The sequence below is a fragment of the Micromonospora sp. NPDC051300 genome (assembly GCF_044455315.1).
Lineage (GTDB): Bacteria > Actinomycetota > Actinomycetes > Mycobacteriales > Micromonosporaceae > Micromonospora > Micromonospora robiginosa.
Window position 1 is genome coordinate 22,548 of the sequence record NZ_JBITEP010000032.1, and the last position, 15,486, is coordinate 38,033.

At 71.1% G+C, this 15,486-nt stretch carries 15 protein-coding genes; 5 read left to right on the plus strand and 10 right to left on the minus strand.

All coding sequences use genetic code 11. From position 1 onward, the window contains the following. Nucleotides 1-176: 176 nt before the first annotated feature. Nucleotides 177-1,337, plus strand: coding sequence for an RICIN domain-containing protein (locus tag ACIA5A_RS26390; protein WP_396767128.1), 1,161 nt, complete (start codon nucleotides 177-179; stop codon nucleotides 1,335-1,337). A gap of 240 nt (nucleotides 1,338-1,577) precedes the next feature. Beyond that, nucleotides 1,578-2,768, plus strand: coding sequence for a spore photoproduct lyase family protein (locus tag ACIA5A_RS26395; RefSeq protein WP_396767129.1), 1,191 nt, complete (start codon nucleotides 1,578-1,580; stop codon nucleotides 2,766-2,768). Between the two features lie 178 nt (nucleotides 2,769-2,946). On the opposite strand, the gene ACIA5A_RS26400 is transcribed toward ACIA5A_RS26395, so the two are convergent. The 4 genes from ACIA5A_RS26400 to ACIA5A_RS26415 form a co-directional block, all read right to left on the minus strand. Then, complete coding sequence (locus ACIA5A_RS26400) at nucleotides 2,947-3,297, minus strand: hypothetical protein (protein WP_396767130.1); 351 nt, start codon at nucleotides 3,295-3,297, stop codon at nucleotides 2,947-2,949. Nucleotides 3,298-3,355: 58 nt separating this feature from the next. After that, the gene (locus ACIA5A_RS26405) at nucleotides 3,356-3,706 is read right to left on the minus strand and encodes a hypothetical protein (RefSeq protein ID WP_396767131.1); all 351 of its coding nucleotides are present in this window, start codon (nucleotides 3,704-3,706) and stop codon (nucleotides 3,356-3,358) included. A 263-nt stretch (nucleotides 3,707-3,969) separates the two neighbouring features. Further along, complete coding sequence (locus ACIA5A_RS26410) at nucleotides 3,970-4,362, minus strand: PPOX class F420-dependent oxidoreductase (protein ID WP_396767132.1); 393 nt, start codon at nucleotides 4,360-4,362, stop codon at nucleotides 3,970-3,972. Nucleotides 4,363-4,476: 114 nt separating this feature from the next. Further along, complete coding sequence (locus ACIA5A_RS26415; RefSeq protein WP_396767133.1) at nucleotides 4,477-5,520, minus strand: discoidin domain-containing protein; 1,044 nt, start codon at nucleotides 5,518-5,520, stop codon at nucleotides 4,477-4,479. Between ACIA5A_RS26415 and ACIA5A_RS26420 the strand changes: the two genes are divergently transcribed. The 3 genes from ACIA5A_RS26420 to ACIA5A_RS26430 all read left to right on the plus strand — a co-directional run bounded on the left by ACIA5A_RS26420 (nucleotide 5,486) and on the right by ACIA5A_RS26430 (nucleotide 8,267). Further along, entirely contained in the window at nucleotides 5,486-5,740 is a 255-nt protein-coding gene (locus ACIA5A_RS26420; RefSeq protein WP_396767134.1) for a hypothetical protein, read from the plus strand. The genes ACIA5A_RS26415 and ACIA5A_RS26420 overlap by 35 nt on opposite strands. Nucleotides 5,741-5,789: 49 nt before the next feature. Then, entirely contained in the window at nucleotides 5,790-6,896 is a 1,107-nt protein-coding gene (locus ACIA5A_RS26425; protein WP_396767135.1) for a substrate-binding domain-containing protein, read from the plus strand. A gap of 111 nt (nucleotides 6,897-7,007) precedes the next feature. Next, nucleotides 7,008-8,267, plus strand: a complete 1,260-nt coding sequence (locus ACIA5A_RS26430; RefSeq protein WP_396767136.1) for an ROK family protein — start codon at nucleotides 7,008-7,010, stop codon at nucleotides 8,265-8,267. Nucleotides 8,268-8,437: 170 nt separating this feature from the next. Here the strand turns inward: ACIA5A_RS26430 and ACIA5A_RS26435 are convergent, their stop codons facing one another. The 6 genes from ACIA5A_RS26435 to ACIA5A_RS26460 all read right to left on the minus strand — a co-directional run bounded on the left by ACIA5A_RS26435 (nucleotide 8,438) and on the right by ACIA5A_RS26460 (nucleotide 15,484). Further along, a complete protein-coding gene (locus ACIA5A_RS26435) occupies nucleotides 8,438-10,183 on the minus strand; it encodes a glycosyl hydrolase (RefSeq protein WP_396767137.1) in 1,746 nt (581 codons plus the stop codon). A gap of 64 nt (nucleotides 10,184-10,247) precedes the next feature. After that, entirely contained in the window at nucleotides 10,248-11,015 is a 768-nt protein-coding gene (locus ACIA5A_RS26440) for a PIG-L deacetylase family protein (RefSeq protein ID WP_396767138.1), read from the minus strand. Nucleotides 11,016-11,056: 41 nt separating this feature from the next. Then, entirely contained in the window at nucleotides 11,057-12,298 is a 1,242-nt protein-coding gene (locus ACIA5A_RS26445) for a glycosyltransferase family 4 protein (RefSeq protein WP_396767139.1), read from the minus strand. Next, the gene (locus ACIA5A_RS26450) at nucleotides 12,295-13,176 is read right to left on the minus strand and encodes a sugar phosphate isomerase/epimerase family protein (RefSeq protein WP_396767140.1); all 882 of its coding nucleotides are present in this window, start codon (nucleotides 13,174-13,176) and stop codon (nucleotides 12,295-12,297) included. The genes ACIA5A_RS26445 and ACIA5A_RS26450 overlap by 4 nt, the downstream gene beginning before the upstream one ends. Next, nucleotides 13,176-14,660 carry a YcaO-like family protein gene (locus tag ACIA5A_RS26455; RefSeq protein ID WP_396767141.1) on the minus strand — a complete coding sequence of 495 codons (1,485 nt, stop codon included), beginning with the start codon at nucleotides 14,658-14,660 and terminating at the stop codon, nucleotides 13,176-13,178. Before ACIA5A_RS26455 ends, ACIA5A_RS26450 begins: the two co-directional genes overlap by 1 nt. Further along, on the minus strand, nucleotides 14,657-15,484 hold the full coding sequence (locus ACIA5A_RS26460; RefSeq protein ID WP_396767142.1) for an MBL fold metallo-hydrolase: 828 nt from the start codon (nucleotides 15,482-15,484) through the stop codon (nucleotides 14,657-14,659). The genes ACIA5A_RS26455 and ACIA5A_RS26460 overlap by 4 nt, the downstream gene beginning before the upstream one ends. Nucleotides 15,485-15,486: the final 2 nt, after the last annotated feature.

The following is a 15,486-nucleotide window of genomic DNA, read 5'->3' on the forward strand; positions in this document are numbered from 1 at the left end:
GCTGGATGATTCCAGCGTCCTGGACCGCCGGCGGCGTCGAGGTTTCGAAACGTCTCGGCGCAAGCACCCGACAGTCGACACTTGCCGCAGCCCCGCCGAGCCGCACTGGCGCGGGCCGGCGGACGAGCCGTCGCGGATCCGCACCTGACCGCACGCCGCAGATCGGAGACTCCTCCATGACACGCTCCCTGATCCGACGGCTGCTCCGCTCAGTCGCAACGGTCGCGCTCGGCACCACCGCTCTGCTCGGGGCTGGACCCGGCGTTCCGCCGGCCCATGCCGCCGCGGCCGCACCCCAGGTCTCGCTGCGCTTCCTGATGATCGTCAAGCCGGTGTCGCAGGTGCCCAACCTGTCGGCCACGCTCAGCCCGGCCCAGGTCGACGCGGCCAGTGCCGCCTTCCTCACCACGTTCCCGCGCATGGTCGAGGACCTGACCAACGGCACCGTGGACATGAACACACAGGTGGTGGTCTCACCCCGGCCGCTCACCTCGATCGGGTACGCGGGCCTGATGGTCGAACCCGGCAACGTCCCGGAGGACGTCGCCGAGTTCGTCCACGCCAAGGAGTGGGACGGCGTCTTCGTGTACAACGCGTTCCAACCGCACGCCTACTTCTCCAGCGGTGCGCCCGGGCCGTACAACACCGGCTGGAGCAGCGTCAACGCCCGCGACGACCTGGGCTACAACCAGGACGCGCTGGCCGGCTGGGTGCACGAGATGCTCCATCAGCTCGGCGAACAGTACTACTTCCAACAGCGTGGCGTCCCCGGCGTGGTCGATCTGCACTCCGCCGCCGACCACGTCTACACCCAGAACCAGTACGGACTGCCGTACTGGATCGGCTGGTACCGTGACTTCCTCAACGGCGCCATCCCGGGCAACCTCGGCCTCGGCTCGAAGGCATGGGTGCTCGGCAACCGGCGCGGTGTCCCCGGCCTACCGATCCAGCCGGACCGGATGATCGCCGGTGCCGGATCCGGCCGCTGCGTCGACGTCTCCGGCGGGCGCAGCGCCGACGGCACCCGGGTACAGCTCTGGGACTGCCACGGCGGCCCGGAGGTGCGCTGGCGCTGGCAGGGCAACACGCTGGTGAACATCGCCACGAACAAGTGCCTCGACGTCTCCGGCGGCCGGACGACCAGCGGCACTGTGGTGCAGCTCTGGACCTGCCTCGGGAACGGTGCGCAGCAGTGGCTGGCCATCGACGGCAACCTGCGGAACCCGCAGTCCGGCAAGTGCCTCGACGCCGACGGCTGGGGCACCGCCAACAGCACCCGGTTGATCATCTGGGACTGCGGCATCCGCCAGCCAAACCAGACGTGGAGCTTCCGCTAACCTGTCCTTGGTAGTGCTGGTTCGTCCCGTCGGTCCGCGGCAATGCCTGCGCCGAGGGAGGCGACTCCGGCGGCGCCCAGCTCTCCGGCGATCAGACCCAGGGGGTGACCTCCGGCGGATCGGGCAACTGCACCACCGGCGACACCATGTGGCTCCAGCCGGTCTCGTCGGTCCCGTGGTCCCCACCCCTCCCGCCAGATGGCCAGGTGCGGCAGGAGCGGCAACGGGTATCACCACGCGATGAGACCCGACGACGAGGCCCTGGACGTCAGCGTGCCACTGGCACCTGTGGTAGCCGCTGCGTCGCACGACGCCAGCGGCGAACAGGTGGTCACCCGCGACCTGTCCGGTCTCGCGCCGCCCGCCCGCCCGGCGAAGCGCTGGACGCCCCGACGGGTGGTGGCGGTTCCGGCGGCCTTCGACCACCCGCACGGTCACCGGATCATCGAACGGGTCGAGGCACTCGGCATCGGCGTCGAACGGCTCAGGGCCAACCGGCTGACCGGCGTGCGTGGAGACACCGATCGGGAGACGTACGCGCGGGCCAAGTCGACGCTGGCGATCGTGACCTGTCCGCCGTCGCGTCGGTCGCTGCAACCGATCGCGCCCAGCGCGGACTGGCGAGTCGACCTGGCCGAGGGATGTCCGGCCCACTGCCAGTACTGCTATCTGGCCGGATCACTGTCCGGCCCGCCGGTGACCCGCGTCTACGCCGATCTCGACGACATCCTCACCGATCTGACCTCGTATCTGGGTCGGGGCACCGTGACCAGCCGCCGCGCCGCGCGGGCAGACGAGGGCACCACCTTCGAGGCATCGTGCTACACGGACCCCCTGGCGCTGGAACACCTCACCGGTAGTTGGCGACGGGCCGTGGAGCACTTCGGGGCCTGGGACGCTGCGGTGCAGTTGCGCTGGACCACCAAGTACGCCGACGTCGACTCGTTCCTGGGGTTGCCGCACACCGGCCGGACCCGGGTGCGCTTCAGCGTCAACGCCGGCCCGGTGAGCGAACGGTTCGAGGGCGGAACAGCGACCGTGCCCGAGCGGCTCGACGCGATGCGCCGGCTGGCCCTCGCCGGATATCCGGTCGGGCTGACCATTGCCCCGATCATGCCGATGCCGGGGTGGCGAGGGCACTACGGCGCGTTGCTCGACCGGGTGCGGGACGCCGTGGACGGCATCGACCGGCTGGACCTGACCGCGGAGCTGATCACCCACCGGTTCACGCCGGGCAGCAGGGAGGTGCTGCTCGGCTGGTATCCCCGCACCCGCCTGGACATGGACGAGGCGTCCCGGAGCCGCAAATTCGGTCGCTTCGGTGCGGTGAAGTACGTCTATCCAGCCGCCGTCATGGGCGAGCTGCGAGCCTGGTTCGAGGGCGAGTTGACCGACCGGCTGCCGGCTGTCCGGGTGCTCTACTGGACCTGACACCCGTCAGGCAGTTTCACGACCAGCGCGCGACCGCCGTGGCCCAGGGCACCGCGCCCTCCCGCGCCCTGGCCACGGCGGACCGGAAAGCGGGCGTCGACCGGAGACAACTCCGATCGACGCCCGGCCAGGTCGCGCGGCGCCTCCCCGAACCATCAGTCCCGGGTCGGCGCCTCGGTCACCAGCGGATGCCGACGACGGACGGACCGGCCGGCCCCGACACCGTCGCGTTCAGGGTGCCCTTCGGGGCGTTGTAGCACACCCAGGAGCGGACGCCACCGGCGGCCGAGAACGTGGTGCTGCACTTGTAACCGTTGGGCCCATTGATGCCCCAGATCGCGGTGCCCGTGCCGCCGGTGTCGGCGTCGATCGACACCGTTCCCCCGGGGAAACCGTAACCACTCGTCTGACAGGTGGCGCCGGTGCAGTTGGCGCTGCTGCCGGCGGCGAGCGCCACCTGTGGGAACGCGCCGACCACCAGGGACACCGCGGCAATTACCGAACCGGTGCGGACCAATGCCTTTCGCACAGAATCTCCTTCGTGAAACAGCGATCGAGAAATGCCGGCGAGAATCAGTGGGCGATTCCTACCAGCGCAGGCCCACCGCGCTGGGACCGGACGGACCGGACACACTGGCGGCGTAGATACCCGCCGGCGCGTTGCGGCAGACGTAGGACCGGACTCCGCCGGTGGCCGGGAAACTGCCGCTGCACTTGAAGTTGTTCGGGCCACTCACCACGAACACGCCGGTTCCGCTCCCGGACACGTCCACGTCGACGGAGATCGTGCCGCCCGGAAAGTCCGCGACGCCGACGCTGCACTTGTTCGCGGTGCAGTTTGAACTACCGCCCCCGGCGAGCGCGGCCTGTGGGAACAGCGCCACCCCCGCCACCGCGATCGCACCGATGACTCCCGCGCGAACTGATCTTTTCCGCATCTGGTCTCCCTCCCCCGAGCCGGCGACCGACGGAGATCGTCGATCATGCACTGCCGTCGATGCTAACAACGATCTCCACAAATATCTGAAAGCATTGGCGTGAAAAGTATTTCCGCCTTTCCGGGGGCGGCGATACCGCAGCTCGGAAGCAAGTTCCGGAACTGCGCCCGCAACAGTGATGTTAAAAATGTGAATCAAATATCATCGGTGTGCCGCGATCGGCCGTGATCGGCGTGCTGGCGCGGCGGCTCGCCAGGCACCCCTCAATGGGGGGCACTGACCCGCTCGGCCTCGATTCTCATGATCAACCGGACCTGGTCCCGGCCGCCGAACCACGGGTACGGGCGACCGAGGTACTTCTGCGACAGCCGGTCTATGTGCTCGACCGCCCCGTGCTCGGACACGTCGACCACTCGGCCCCGAACCGCCAGGTAGCGGCTCGGGTCGTCCGGATCGGCGATCGCCACGGCGACCCGCGGATCGCGGATCACGTTGCGAACCTTCTGGAAGCCCTGCACCGTGTTGATCACCAGGTGGGTGCCGTCGGTATCCACCCACGTCTCGGTGATCTGCGGTGAACCGTCGGGCATCAGAGTCGTCAGGAAGCAGATGCTGGGCTTCCGGAGCAGGTCGAGCACATCGTCGGACAGGGTCATGCCGAGACCGTACGCCTCCCGCGTCGACGAGGAGGTGCGGAACGGGGACGGGACCGGCGCGGGTCGGCGAACCCGCTGTCCGACGCTCGCGCCGGCCACCGTCACCTGTCCCGATCAGGTGCCGAAGACCTCGACCTCGTACAGACGAGCAGCGGGATCCCCGTTCTGGGTGGGCACGAGGACGGACACCCGGACGAACCGGCCGGAGGCCGTGACGCGGTGTTCGCTGACATCGGCGGTGTTGCCACGGACGGCTGCCGCGGTCGTCCAGGTGGAGCCGTCGGCGGACACCTGGAGGTCGAAGTCGCGGGTGTTCCACGCCCGGTCCTCGCCGCCGGCTCCGGCGTGGGACACGCTGATGGCGGTGATCGTGCGGCTGGAGCCGAGATCGACGCGGAGGAACCGGTTCGTGCCGGTGGAGCACCACTTGTCGGCGGCGCCGCCCGAGACGCTGCCGTTGACGGCCTTCTCCGGACCTTCGGTGCTCGCGCACTGCGAGTCGGCGGTGGCGGGCCGGTTCAACGCCAGATTCGCGCCACCGGCGCCGTACACCTCGAACTCGTCGATGCGCGCCGCGTTGTTGCCGTTGTTGGTGGGAGTGGTGACATTCAGTCGCACGTATCGGGCGCTCACCGCGGTGATCGGGTGGTATGTGCGGCTCGACCGGCTGCCGCTGACCGAGACCCGGTTCGTCCAGGCCACGCCGTCGGTGCTGGTCGCGATGGTGAATGCACCGGTGTTCCAACCGGTGGTCTCACCGCCGAGGCCGGCGTGCTTGACCACGAAGGACCGCACGGTCTGCGCCGAGCCGAGGTCCACCTGGAGGAACTTGTCGGTGGCGAGTGAGCACCACTTGCTGGCGCCACCGAGCCGACCGTCGACCGCCTTCTCCGGGCCCTCGGAGCTGGCGCAGGCCGCGGATCCGGTGACCGGCTTGCCGGCGGCCAGGTTCGGGCCGAGCTCGGGCGCCGCCGGCGGCGGGGTGGCGCCGTCGGTGAACGACGGCGGCACGTCCGACGGGTTGGTGCCCCAGGCCGAGGGCGCACCACCCATGGTGTACGCGAGCGTGGCGCCGCCGGCCACGTCGCCGTACCGCAGCCAGGGGCGCTGGCGAGCCGTCCCGTTGACGGAGAGCGCCTGCACGTACTGGTTGCTCAACAACGGTCTTCAGCTGCTCGGTGTCGGCACCGACCGGGTGCAGATCATCAAGGGTCTGGTGCTCCTGCTGGCCGTCGCGCTCGACGTCTACAACAAGAGCCAGGGCCGCTTCTCCGTCATCGGCAGCATCACCCGGCCGTTCCGACGGGACACGAGCCTGCCATCTCAATCTTCGGCCGCGGCGGACCGGGAGTCCGGCCGGACCACGGTGCCCGGCTGACGGTCACCGATCCCTCCCCGTACCACTCATCAGAAGGGCAACCGCAACCATGCGTAAACTGATCGGCAAGTCGGTGGCGATCGGCGCCATCGCGGCGCTGGCGCTCACCGCCACCGCCTGCGGCTCCGGCCGCGACGGCGACTCGGGCGGCGACAAGGGCAGCGACAAGGGCTTCGCGGCCGACTCCCTCATCGGCGTCGCGCTGCCGGCCAAGACCTCGGAGAACTGGGTCCTCGCCGGTGACCTGTTCACCAACGGTCTCAAGGAGGCCGGCTTCAAGAGCGACGTGCAGTACGCTGGCGCGTCGACCACGGTCGCCGACCAGCAGGCCCAGATCACCGCGATGGTGAACAAGGGCGCCAAGGTGATCGTCATCGGCGCGACCGACGCCGCCCAGCTCTCCACCCAGGTCGCCGCCGCCCACCAGGCCGGCGTCAAGGTCATCGCCTACGACCGGCTCATCAAGAACACGCCGGACCTGGACTACTACGTCGCGTTCGACAACTTCAAGGTCGGCCAGCTCCAGGGCCAGGCGCTGCTGGACGGCATGAAGGCCAAGAAGCCGAACGGGCCGTACAACGTCGAGCTGTTCTCCGGTTCGCCGGACGACAACAACGCCGGTGTCTTCTTCGACGGCGCGATGAGCGTGCTCAAGCCGGCGATCGACAAGGGCGACGTCGTCGTGGCCTCCAAGCAGACCGACGTCAAGCAGACCGCCATCCAGGGTTGGAAGGCCGAGGGCGCCCAGGCCCGGATGGACCAGTTGCTGACCTCGACCTACGGCAGCAAGACGCTGGACGGCGTCCTGTCCCCCAACGACACCCTGGCCCGCGCGATCATCACCTCGATCAAGGGTGCCGGCAAGCCCGTCCCGGTCGTCACCGGCCAGGACTCCGAGGTCGAGTCGGTCAAGTCGATCATGGCTGGCGAGCAGTACATGACCATCAACAAGGACACCCGCAACCTGGTCAAGCAGACCATCGCCATGGTCAAGTCGCTGCAGGCCGGCAACAACCCCGAGGTCAACGACACCAAGTCCTACAACAACGGGGTCAAGGTCGTCGACACCTACCTCCTGCCGCCGGTGGCCGTGACCAAGGCCAACGCGGCCGAGGCGTACGCCAACGACCCGAAGCTCGGACCGCTGACGAAGTAGCGTCGTCGGGTCGTCATCGGAGCCGGTGGACTCCGGGGGTTTCGGCCCTCGGACCACCGGCTCCGCCGTTCGGCCGAGCCTCACCGAGCAAGGCACGGAAGGAGGCGAATAGTGTCGCTGTCGACATCGCCTCGATCCGCGAGGCCGGGTCAGGAATCGATGTTTCCCGCGTCTCCCGCACCGGGGGCCAGCCAGGAAGAGATCCGCCGGCAAAATCTCGGCGCCGTGCTCCGACACGTACACCTGCACGGGCCGACGTCCCGGGCCGAGCTGACCAGCCGGCTCGGCCTGAACCGCAGCACCATCGGCGCGCTCGCCGCGGAACTCACCGCCGCCGATCTGGTCGTCGAGCACGCCCCGACCGAGAGCCGTCGTGCCGGCCGGCCCTCCCTGGTCCTCAGTTCCCACTCCGATCGGATCCAGGCGCTCGCGCTCAGCGTGGAGACCCACCGATTGCGCGCGGCGCGCTTCGGCCTGGGCGGCCGCCTCCTCGGCCTGCGGGAGGTCGGACGGCCCGCGGCCCGTCCGGTCAGTGCGACGATCACCGCCCTGGCAGATCTCGTCCACGATCTCGAACGCGAAGATGACGCAGATGCGCTCCTGGTGGGCGGCGCGATCGCGGTGGACGACAGCCGGCCGGAGGAGGGACGGCGACCGCGCGCTGAGGACGACGTGACCGCGTGGCGCGCCGCGCTGCCGGCGGGACTGGCCGATCCCGCCGTCGTGGTCGGCGACCCAGCCGCCCTCGGCGCGCTTGCCGAGCGGGTCCGGGGCGCAGCGACGGGTCTGGACGACTTCATCTATCTGCACGGCGATGCCGGGGTAAGCGCCGGCCTGATGATCGGCGGTCGCCTGATGACCGGTCATCGTGGGCACAGTGGCAAGGTGGGCCACATGGTCGTCGACCCGCAGGGCCGGCCCTGCCGGTGCGGATCGCGCGGGTGCTGGGAGACCGAGATCGACGACCGGGCGTTGCTGCGTCACGCGGGCCGGCAGACGGACTGCCCGCAGGCCGCAACCGACGTCCTGCGCGCCGCCGCCGCGGGGGAACCCGCCGCCGCGGGGGCGGTCGAGCGTGTCGCCGACTGGCTCGGCTTCGGAGTCTCGAACCTGGTCAACGTGATCAGCCCGGAGGCCGTCGTGTTCGGTGGATCGCTGCGAGAGTTGTACGCCGTTGCTCAGGCCTCGGTGCATCGCCGCCTGGACGTCATGGTGCCGCCGACGCTTCGCCGCCGGACGCGGCTGCTGCCCGCCGCGCTCGGCAGAGACGCGGCGCTGATCGGAACCGCCGAGCTCGCCTTCGAACGACTGCTCGCCGACCCCCTCACGGTGGCCACCCAGAGCCGAGCGCATGCCCCCGGCCGGTCCTAGCCGAGCCGCGGGAGAAGAGGACGAGCGGTAGCATTCCCCGCAGCGGTACGGCGCGCAGGGCTGGCCGACCGACGACGCTCGCCCCTGGGCGTCGAAGCGACGGGAACCACCGACAGCTTCCCGAGTGTGCGGGGCGCGGTTGCTTCGATCGGAGTCGCTTGGGGCAGCGGTCACGCGGCCACGCAGGCGGGTGTCACACTCGCGGTGGAGCCGCTGCCGACCAGACCGAACGTCGCGGTGTCCCCGGGGGCGAGTCGCGCGTTCCAGGCAAGGCTCCTGGCGGTGACCGCGTCACCGTCGTTCGTCAGCGCGGCGCTCCAGGAGTGGGCCACCCGCTGGCCGGCGTCGAACGACCAACGCGCCGTCCAGCCGCTCAGCGGCACCGCACCGGCATTGTGCACGACCACCTCGGCCTGGAACCCGCCGGGCCACTGGTTGACGATCCGCCATGCCGCCGTGCACCGCGTCGCGGTGGCGGCCTCCTTCCAGTCGCCCAGTTCGTCGAGGGTGAGCACGTGCGGGTCGTCCCGGTAGATCCGGCGCAGGAAGTCCAGTGAGTTGGAGATGCCGTCGGTGAGGAAGCCGCCGCTCCACGTGACGAACCAGCTCCAGTCCGCCCGGTAGGCGCGGGTCAGTTGCGGGTCGGGGATCGATCCCACCTCGCCCAGTGCGACCAGCTTGCGGTCACCTCCCAGATCGACCAGTCGATCGTAGGAGCCACTGACCGCACCGTGATCGCCCGCGGTCGGGTACGAGTCGACGCTGACCACGTCGACCACGTTGTCACCGGGATACCAGTCGGGCGAGACGGAATTCCACACCCAGACGAGGTTGTCCAGGTGGTGGTGCCTTGTCAACCGGTCGTACATCAGGCGGTAGAGCTGCTTGGCAGGGCCCGGCCCCTTCGCGCCCCACCAGAACCAACCGCCCTCGGCCTCGTGGAGCGGACGCCAGAGCACCGGCACGCCGGCGTCGCGCAGCCGAGCGAGCTGAACGGCGATCGCGTCGATGTCCCGGATCAGCAACCGGTAGTCAGCGGAGTCGGGGTCGGCCAGCGCCGCCGCCACGTCGAACGTCGTGGCCTCGGTGTAGAAGCCGCGCCACCACTCCTTTCCGGGAGTGTCGACCAACCCGGTCGGCGCGTTCCAGTGCCAGGTCAGGGTGAGGATGCCGCCCCGGGCATCCCAGCCGAGCGCGTCCTCGATCTGGCTGGATGTCGCGCCGCGCTCGACCCGGCTCGGGGAGTAGTCCATCAGGTCGAGCCCGGCGATGGCTGGCGCCTTGCCCACGTTCTCCTCCAGCCAACGCACACCGCTCATGTCCTGCTGGCCGGCGAGCACGTCACGACCGTAGTGGGCGGCCAGATACCGCATCAACGCCCGCGCCGGCGCATCGGCGTCGGGGTTGACCAGGGAATCGTCAACCTGGTGCGGGTCGGGGGGCCCGACCGGCGCAAGGCGGATCGCGTCTACCTCGTACCAGCCCCAGTTGCTCCGCACCGTGACGGTGTTGTCACCCGGACGCAGCAGCACCCGGCCGGCGGGTGCGGTGGTCCACGTCTCGCTGGCCGGAAGCACCACCTCGCCGCTGCCGGCGCCGTTGAGCAGCAACGAGGCGGTCTTCTGACCGAAGGGCGCCCGATAGGAGACGGTCAACTCGAACAGTCCGCCAGGCGAATCCGGGACCTCGATCGCGACCTGGTCGTCGGCCTCGTCGAAGCCGGTGACGTAGCCCGTGCCGGAGAATCCAGCGACCGCCGAGTCGACGGTCACCCCGGTGAGGTCACCGCGCTCCGCCTCGTACACCTCGGCACTTGCCGCCCTGGCGGTCGCGACGGGCGCCAGGGACCCCAGCAGCGTGATCGCCACGGCCAGAGCTACGCGAGCGGCGGTGGGCAGGGCACGGCGTGGGGTCACGGACGACTCCTCGACGAGGAAACCTTTGGAAGCGCTCCCAGCATCGACGCTCGACTATCGAATGTCAACCTCCGGTCGTGGACGACCGGCCGTGCCGCACCGTTCCGGGAAGCCGGGCCGCCACGCCCCGCAGCACCTCGATCGCACCCGGAACGCCCAGGCGGGCCCCTTCGGTGTCGGCGATGCTGCGCAGCAGCCCGGCCACTCCGGCGTCGCCGAACTGAAACCCGAGCTGACTCCGGTAACTCGCGGCGGCACTCACCTTCGTCAGCAGGTGGTCACCGATGTCAACGCCGACCTCGGCCCGGACCGGCACGCACCGCCACGGCACCGCGTCCGGCCGTCGACTGATGTATGGGACGTCGCGCCACCAGAACACCTCGACGGCGGCGCGGGAGACGACCTCCGCGACGATCCGGTGATCGACGTGGTCACCGAGCGCCTGCGGCGCGAGGATCAGGTCGGCGCCCGCGAGATGCGGCCGCAGCGCCGGGGCGAGCACGTCCGCCGCCCGGTCGTCCGGGCGGACCCCGGCGAACAGCGCCGCCGCCTCCGCGTACCCGCGATGGGGCGCCTCGGCCAGCGGCAGGTGCACCGGACGCGCCCCGAGCACCGCGCAGGCCGTTCGATCCTCCGCCCGACGCAACGCCATGTAGTCGATGTCGGCCGACAGGCCCTTGTCGAGCTGACACGCCAGGGCGAACGGTGACGGATCGGGCACGGTCGCGGTGAAACAGGTGACGATCCGCACGACCCACCCGGCGGCGACCAGCGCCGCGAGTGTGCCGCCCACGGAGAACACCGCGTCGTCCAGGTGGGGACTGACCGCCACCGCCCGCCCCGCCGGCCCGGCCGCGCGATGATCGCGACCGTTCACAGCAGGTGCGGCGCCGCCCGGAAGCGGCAGGTCGCGTCGACCGACGGGTCGGCGATGTCCGTCACGACCCTGGCCAGGCCCGCGTAGCCGGCGACGATCTGGTCGGCGATCACCGGCCAACTCCACCGCCGTTCGACGTCGGCGCGCCCCTGCGCGGCGAGCCGGCGGCGCAGTGCCGGGTCGTCGAGCAGCCGGCGGACAGCCCCGGCGAGCGCCGCCGGATCCCCGGCCGGCACCAGCACGCCGTTCTCGTCCGGCCGTACGCAGTCGCGGACGCCCACCACGTCGGTGGAGACGACAGGCAGGCCACTCGCCATCGCCTCCAGAATCGTGTTGGAGAATCCCTCCGCATAGGTGGGGCTCACGAAGATCTCACCCCGGGCATAGACCTCGTGGGCCCGTTCGTAGGGCACCGCACCGAGCAACTCGGCCACGCCGGTGAGATCCAGCTCGGCGATCCGAGCGGCGACGGCGTCCAGGTCCGGGCCGATGCCGGAGAGCAGCAGCCGCACCGGCACGGCGTCCGCGCGCAGCTTGGCGACGGCGTCCAACAGGTCCAACACGCCCTTACGGGAGTCGATCCGCCCGTGGTAGAGCAGCACCGCCGGATCAGAAATCCGGCCGGGTTCACCCACCGGCACGAAGCGCTCGGCGTCGGTGGCGCCCGGCACGACGGTGAATCGTGCCGGATCCAGCTCGTGACGCTGGCACACCTCAGCGGCGAACGAGGGCGATCCGATCAGCAGCGCGGGGGCCTGCGCGAAGACGGCCCGCACGAGCTGCCGGTGGGTGGTGCAGCAGGTGCCCACCCAGTGTCCGTCGCCGCCCTGCACGGACACCACGGCGGGGAGGCCGGCAGCGCGGGCCGCGCGCAGCACGGCGAGGCCGTTGGGATAGGCGTACTGCGCGTGCAGCACGTCGAAGGGTCGACGGGCGTGCAGCCGCAGGATGGTGTCGGTCATCTCGTCGACGTCGGCCTCGAAGTCGGCCGGCTCGCCGCGGACCACGGCCTGCTCGCCGCGGGCCTCCAGCGCGTGCACCTCGACACCGACGGGCACCCGGTCCGGCGGCGGCGGGCCCCCGCCGTACACGGCGCGACCGGCCTGGTCGCCGCGGTACTGCGAGATCAGGGTCGGCTCGTGGCCGGCACGCACCAGGTGCCGCAACAGGTTCTCGGCGTACGCGCTCATCCCGGACACGGCCGGCCAGTAGCGGCGGGACACGAAGCAGATCCTCACCCGCTCACCTCCGCGACGACCGCGGATCGTTCCGCGTGGTTGCGCGCCGACTGCTCCGCGTCGCGCAGCGCGGCCAACGCGCGGGGCACCAGCGTGTCGGCCCGATGCGCGTCACGGGAGAGCTCCAGGCTGACCAGGCCGCGGTAGCCCACCCGCGCCAGCGCGCCCAGCACGGATGGGAAGTCGAGGTCACCCTCGCCGGGCGCGCGGTGCTCGTGCCGACCGCGCGGCATGTCCTCGATCGCGCACGCGCCGAGCCGGTCGGCGAACGCGTGCACCGCGGCAGCCGGTTCGTGGCGGCCGGACACCAGGCAGTGCCCGGTGTCCAGGGCCAGGGTGAGATCCGGCACCTCGGCGACGAGGCGGGTCCAGTCGTCGCAGTCCTCGACCAGCATCCCCGGCTCCGGCTCGAACGCGCAGCGGATGCCGCGCCGCCCCGCGTACGCCACGATGTCGTTGGCGCCGTCGACGAGCCAGCGCCAGCACCGCTCCCGGTCGGTGCCGGGCTCCGGGACCCCCGCCCAGAACGACACCGCCTCACTGCCCAGTCCGGCCGCGACGTCCACACAGGTCCGGAGGAAGTCACGTCGCCGTGTCCGGTCCACCTGGTCCGGTGAGACCAGGGTCGGGTGGTGCTTGCGCCGCGGGTCGAGCAGGAACCGGGCTCCGGTTTCGACCACACTCGCCAGCCCGAGCATGTCCAGCCGGTGGGCCAGCCGGTCGGTCCGCGCGGTCAGCCCCGGCGCGAACGGGTCGTGGTGTGCCACGTCGAGGGTGAGGGCGACCCCGTCGTAACCAGAGTGGGCGAGCAGGCTGAGGGCGTCGTCGAGACGGTGCGAGGTCAGGCCGTTCGTGTTGTAGGCGTAGCGCAGGGCCATCACTCGCTCCGCGCCACGGCGTGCCGGGTGGGTTCCCGGTAGAGCGGATAGAGCGGACCGATGGTGCGGGCCACCGCCGCCAGATCGAGCCAGGCCTCGGCGGTGCCGAGCCGGTCCCGGCCGGCCTCGTCGAGCACCACGGGCGCGGCGCCGGCGTGCGGTGGTGCCCCGAACCCGACCAGTGGCGAGTCACGGTCCCGCAGGCGCTCGACGCCGCGCGCCGCGATCCGCCCGTACGACATGGTCTCCGCCTCCAGCCCGGGCACGATCACCTTCGCCACCGTCGCTCCCTCCCCCGGCGCGACGACAACCAGCACGTCGAAATCGGCGAGGCGGCGTAGCAGTTCGGCCAGCAACGCGCTCTGGTCGTCGAGGCTGCCGGGCGCGACCGTCGGCAGTGAGCTGAGGGCCACGCTGTCGCGGTGCGCCAACACCACCGGCTCCATCAGCGCGAGCAGTTGCGCGCCGTCGAGCTTCGTCCACCCGCGCATGGCGGTGATCGCCCGGCGCTCCTGCGCCTCGGCCGGCCGGGCGAACTCCCGCCGCCAGTACGCCTCCGGCGCGATCGGCCGCAGCAGGTCCAGCGACGCGTGCGAGAAGACCTTGCGCGAACGCGACGAGATGTACTCCAGCAGCGCCTTCCGCAGCGCGACCTCCCGATCCGGGTGCACGGCCTCGCCACAGGCGGTGACCGCGAGCGCCGGCGTCTCCGGCTCCCGGTCGACCCCGACCACGTGCACGTCGGCCATGCCGAACGCGGTCGAGGCGAGCTTCGGCAGCACCTCGATGCCGGCGGCGGCCAGGCGGTCCAGGAGCAGCCGGACGACCGGGTCGCGCACCTCGTCGACGTCGATCACCACGCCGGCGTCCATGGCCCGGAAGGCGGTGGTGTTGCCGTCGCGTTGGAGCAGTTCGAGCAGGCCGTGCGCGACGGCGCGCTCGACGGTGTCCCCGGCGCCGGAACCGTTCGTGATCACCGGGATCAGTCGCTCGGCCGGGTCCTGCCAGGGCAGGTCGGCGGCGTCCGCCGCGCAGAACTCGGCCGGCACCAGCACCGTCTCGCCGGTGCGCCACCGCACGGTGGGCAGCCAGGAGCGGGGTTGGTCGTCGTCGACCACCGTCCCGGCCGGCAGAATCAGTGAGCGGGGATCGACCACCCCGTGCGGGCCGACCGCGGCGCGCAGCTCGCGGTAGGACGCCCGGCGGGGCGTCATCGCCCGCAGGTGGCGGTGCAGCAAGAGAGCCTCCGCCAGCTCCCCGTAAGCGCCGATGCGGGCCTGCTCGGCGGTCGCGCCGTAGCCCATCGCGGCGGCCCTGGGCCAGTCGGCGGCCAGGTGATCGGCGGAGACCACCGGCACGCCGAGGCGGTCCAGCCCGGACACGTCGAAGTCGCCCACCTCCCCGGCCGGTAGGGCGTCGGCGAGCCGCTCGGCGACGGATGCGGTCGAGGTCGTGGCGGTAGACGGTTCGACGATTCGGGTCATGTCAGCTCCTCGATCGGGATCGGACCGGCCATCGGCTGCCCCCGGAGCTGCCGGTCGAACAGGGCGAGCACCTGCTTGCGGGCGACGGGCGCGGCGTACTCGAAGGGCGTCGCGACCGCGTCGAAGTCCAGCTCCTCGACCAGGTCACGGGCCCGGCGCAGCTCGGCGTGGGACAGCGGAATCTGAGCGTGGTAGGCCTTGTGGCAGGAGAGCCCGACGGGGGTCTCGCCGCTCAGCTCCACCTTGATCAGGTCGCCGACGAACAGGATGCCGCGTCGCTCGTCGTGCAGGACGCTGTGCCCGGGGAAGTGGCCTCCGCTGCGATGCATGGTCAAACCGGGCGCGATCGGATGCCGGTCGTCGATGGGCCAGGTGACCTGAAATGCCTTGGTCCACACCAGGTCGTCGACGCCGACGGCGAGCACCGGCGGGGCCAGTTCGTCCTGGAGCTGCCACAGGGCGCCGTACCCGTGCACGTGACTGGCACCGAGCGCGGCCAGACCGCCGTGCGCGCGCATCTCGGCGAGGGCGGCGGCGGAATACCAGCCGGCCGCCTCCCAACCCACCGGTCCGAGGTCGGTCTCGATCACCCAGCCGATGCTGCCGAGGCCGAGCTGCGGTTCGGTCCGATAACCGGTCACGCCCGGGGTGACGACGGCCGAGCAGACCCGGCGGCCGACCGCCACCTCCTCGACGCTGAGGAACTGCCAGCCGTCGGAGGGCAACGCGTTGCGCACGTCGGTGCAGACCGGGCAGAACGGCGGTGGGCCGAACCAGCGCTGCCAGTGGCCACAGTTGGCACAGGCGTAGGGACGCAGGGGCACGG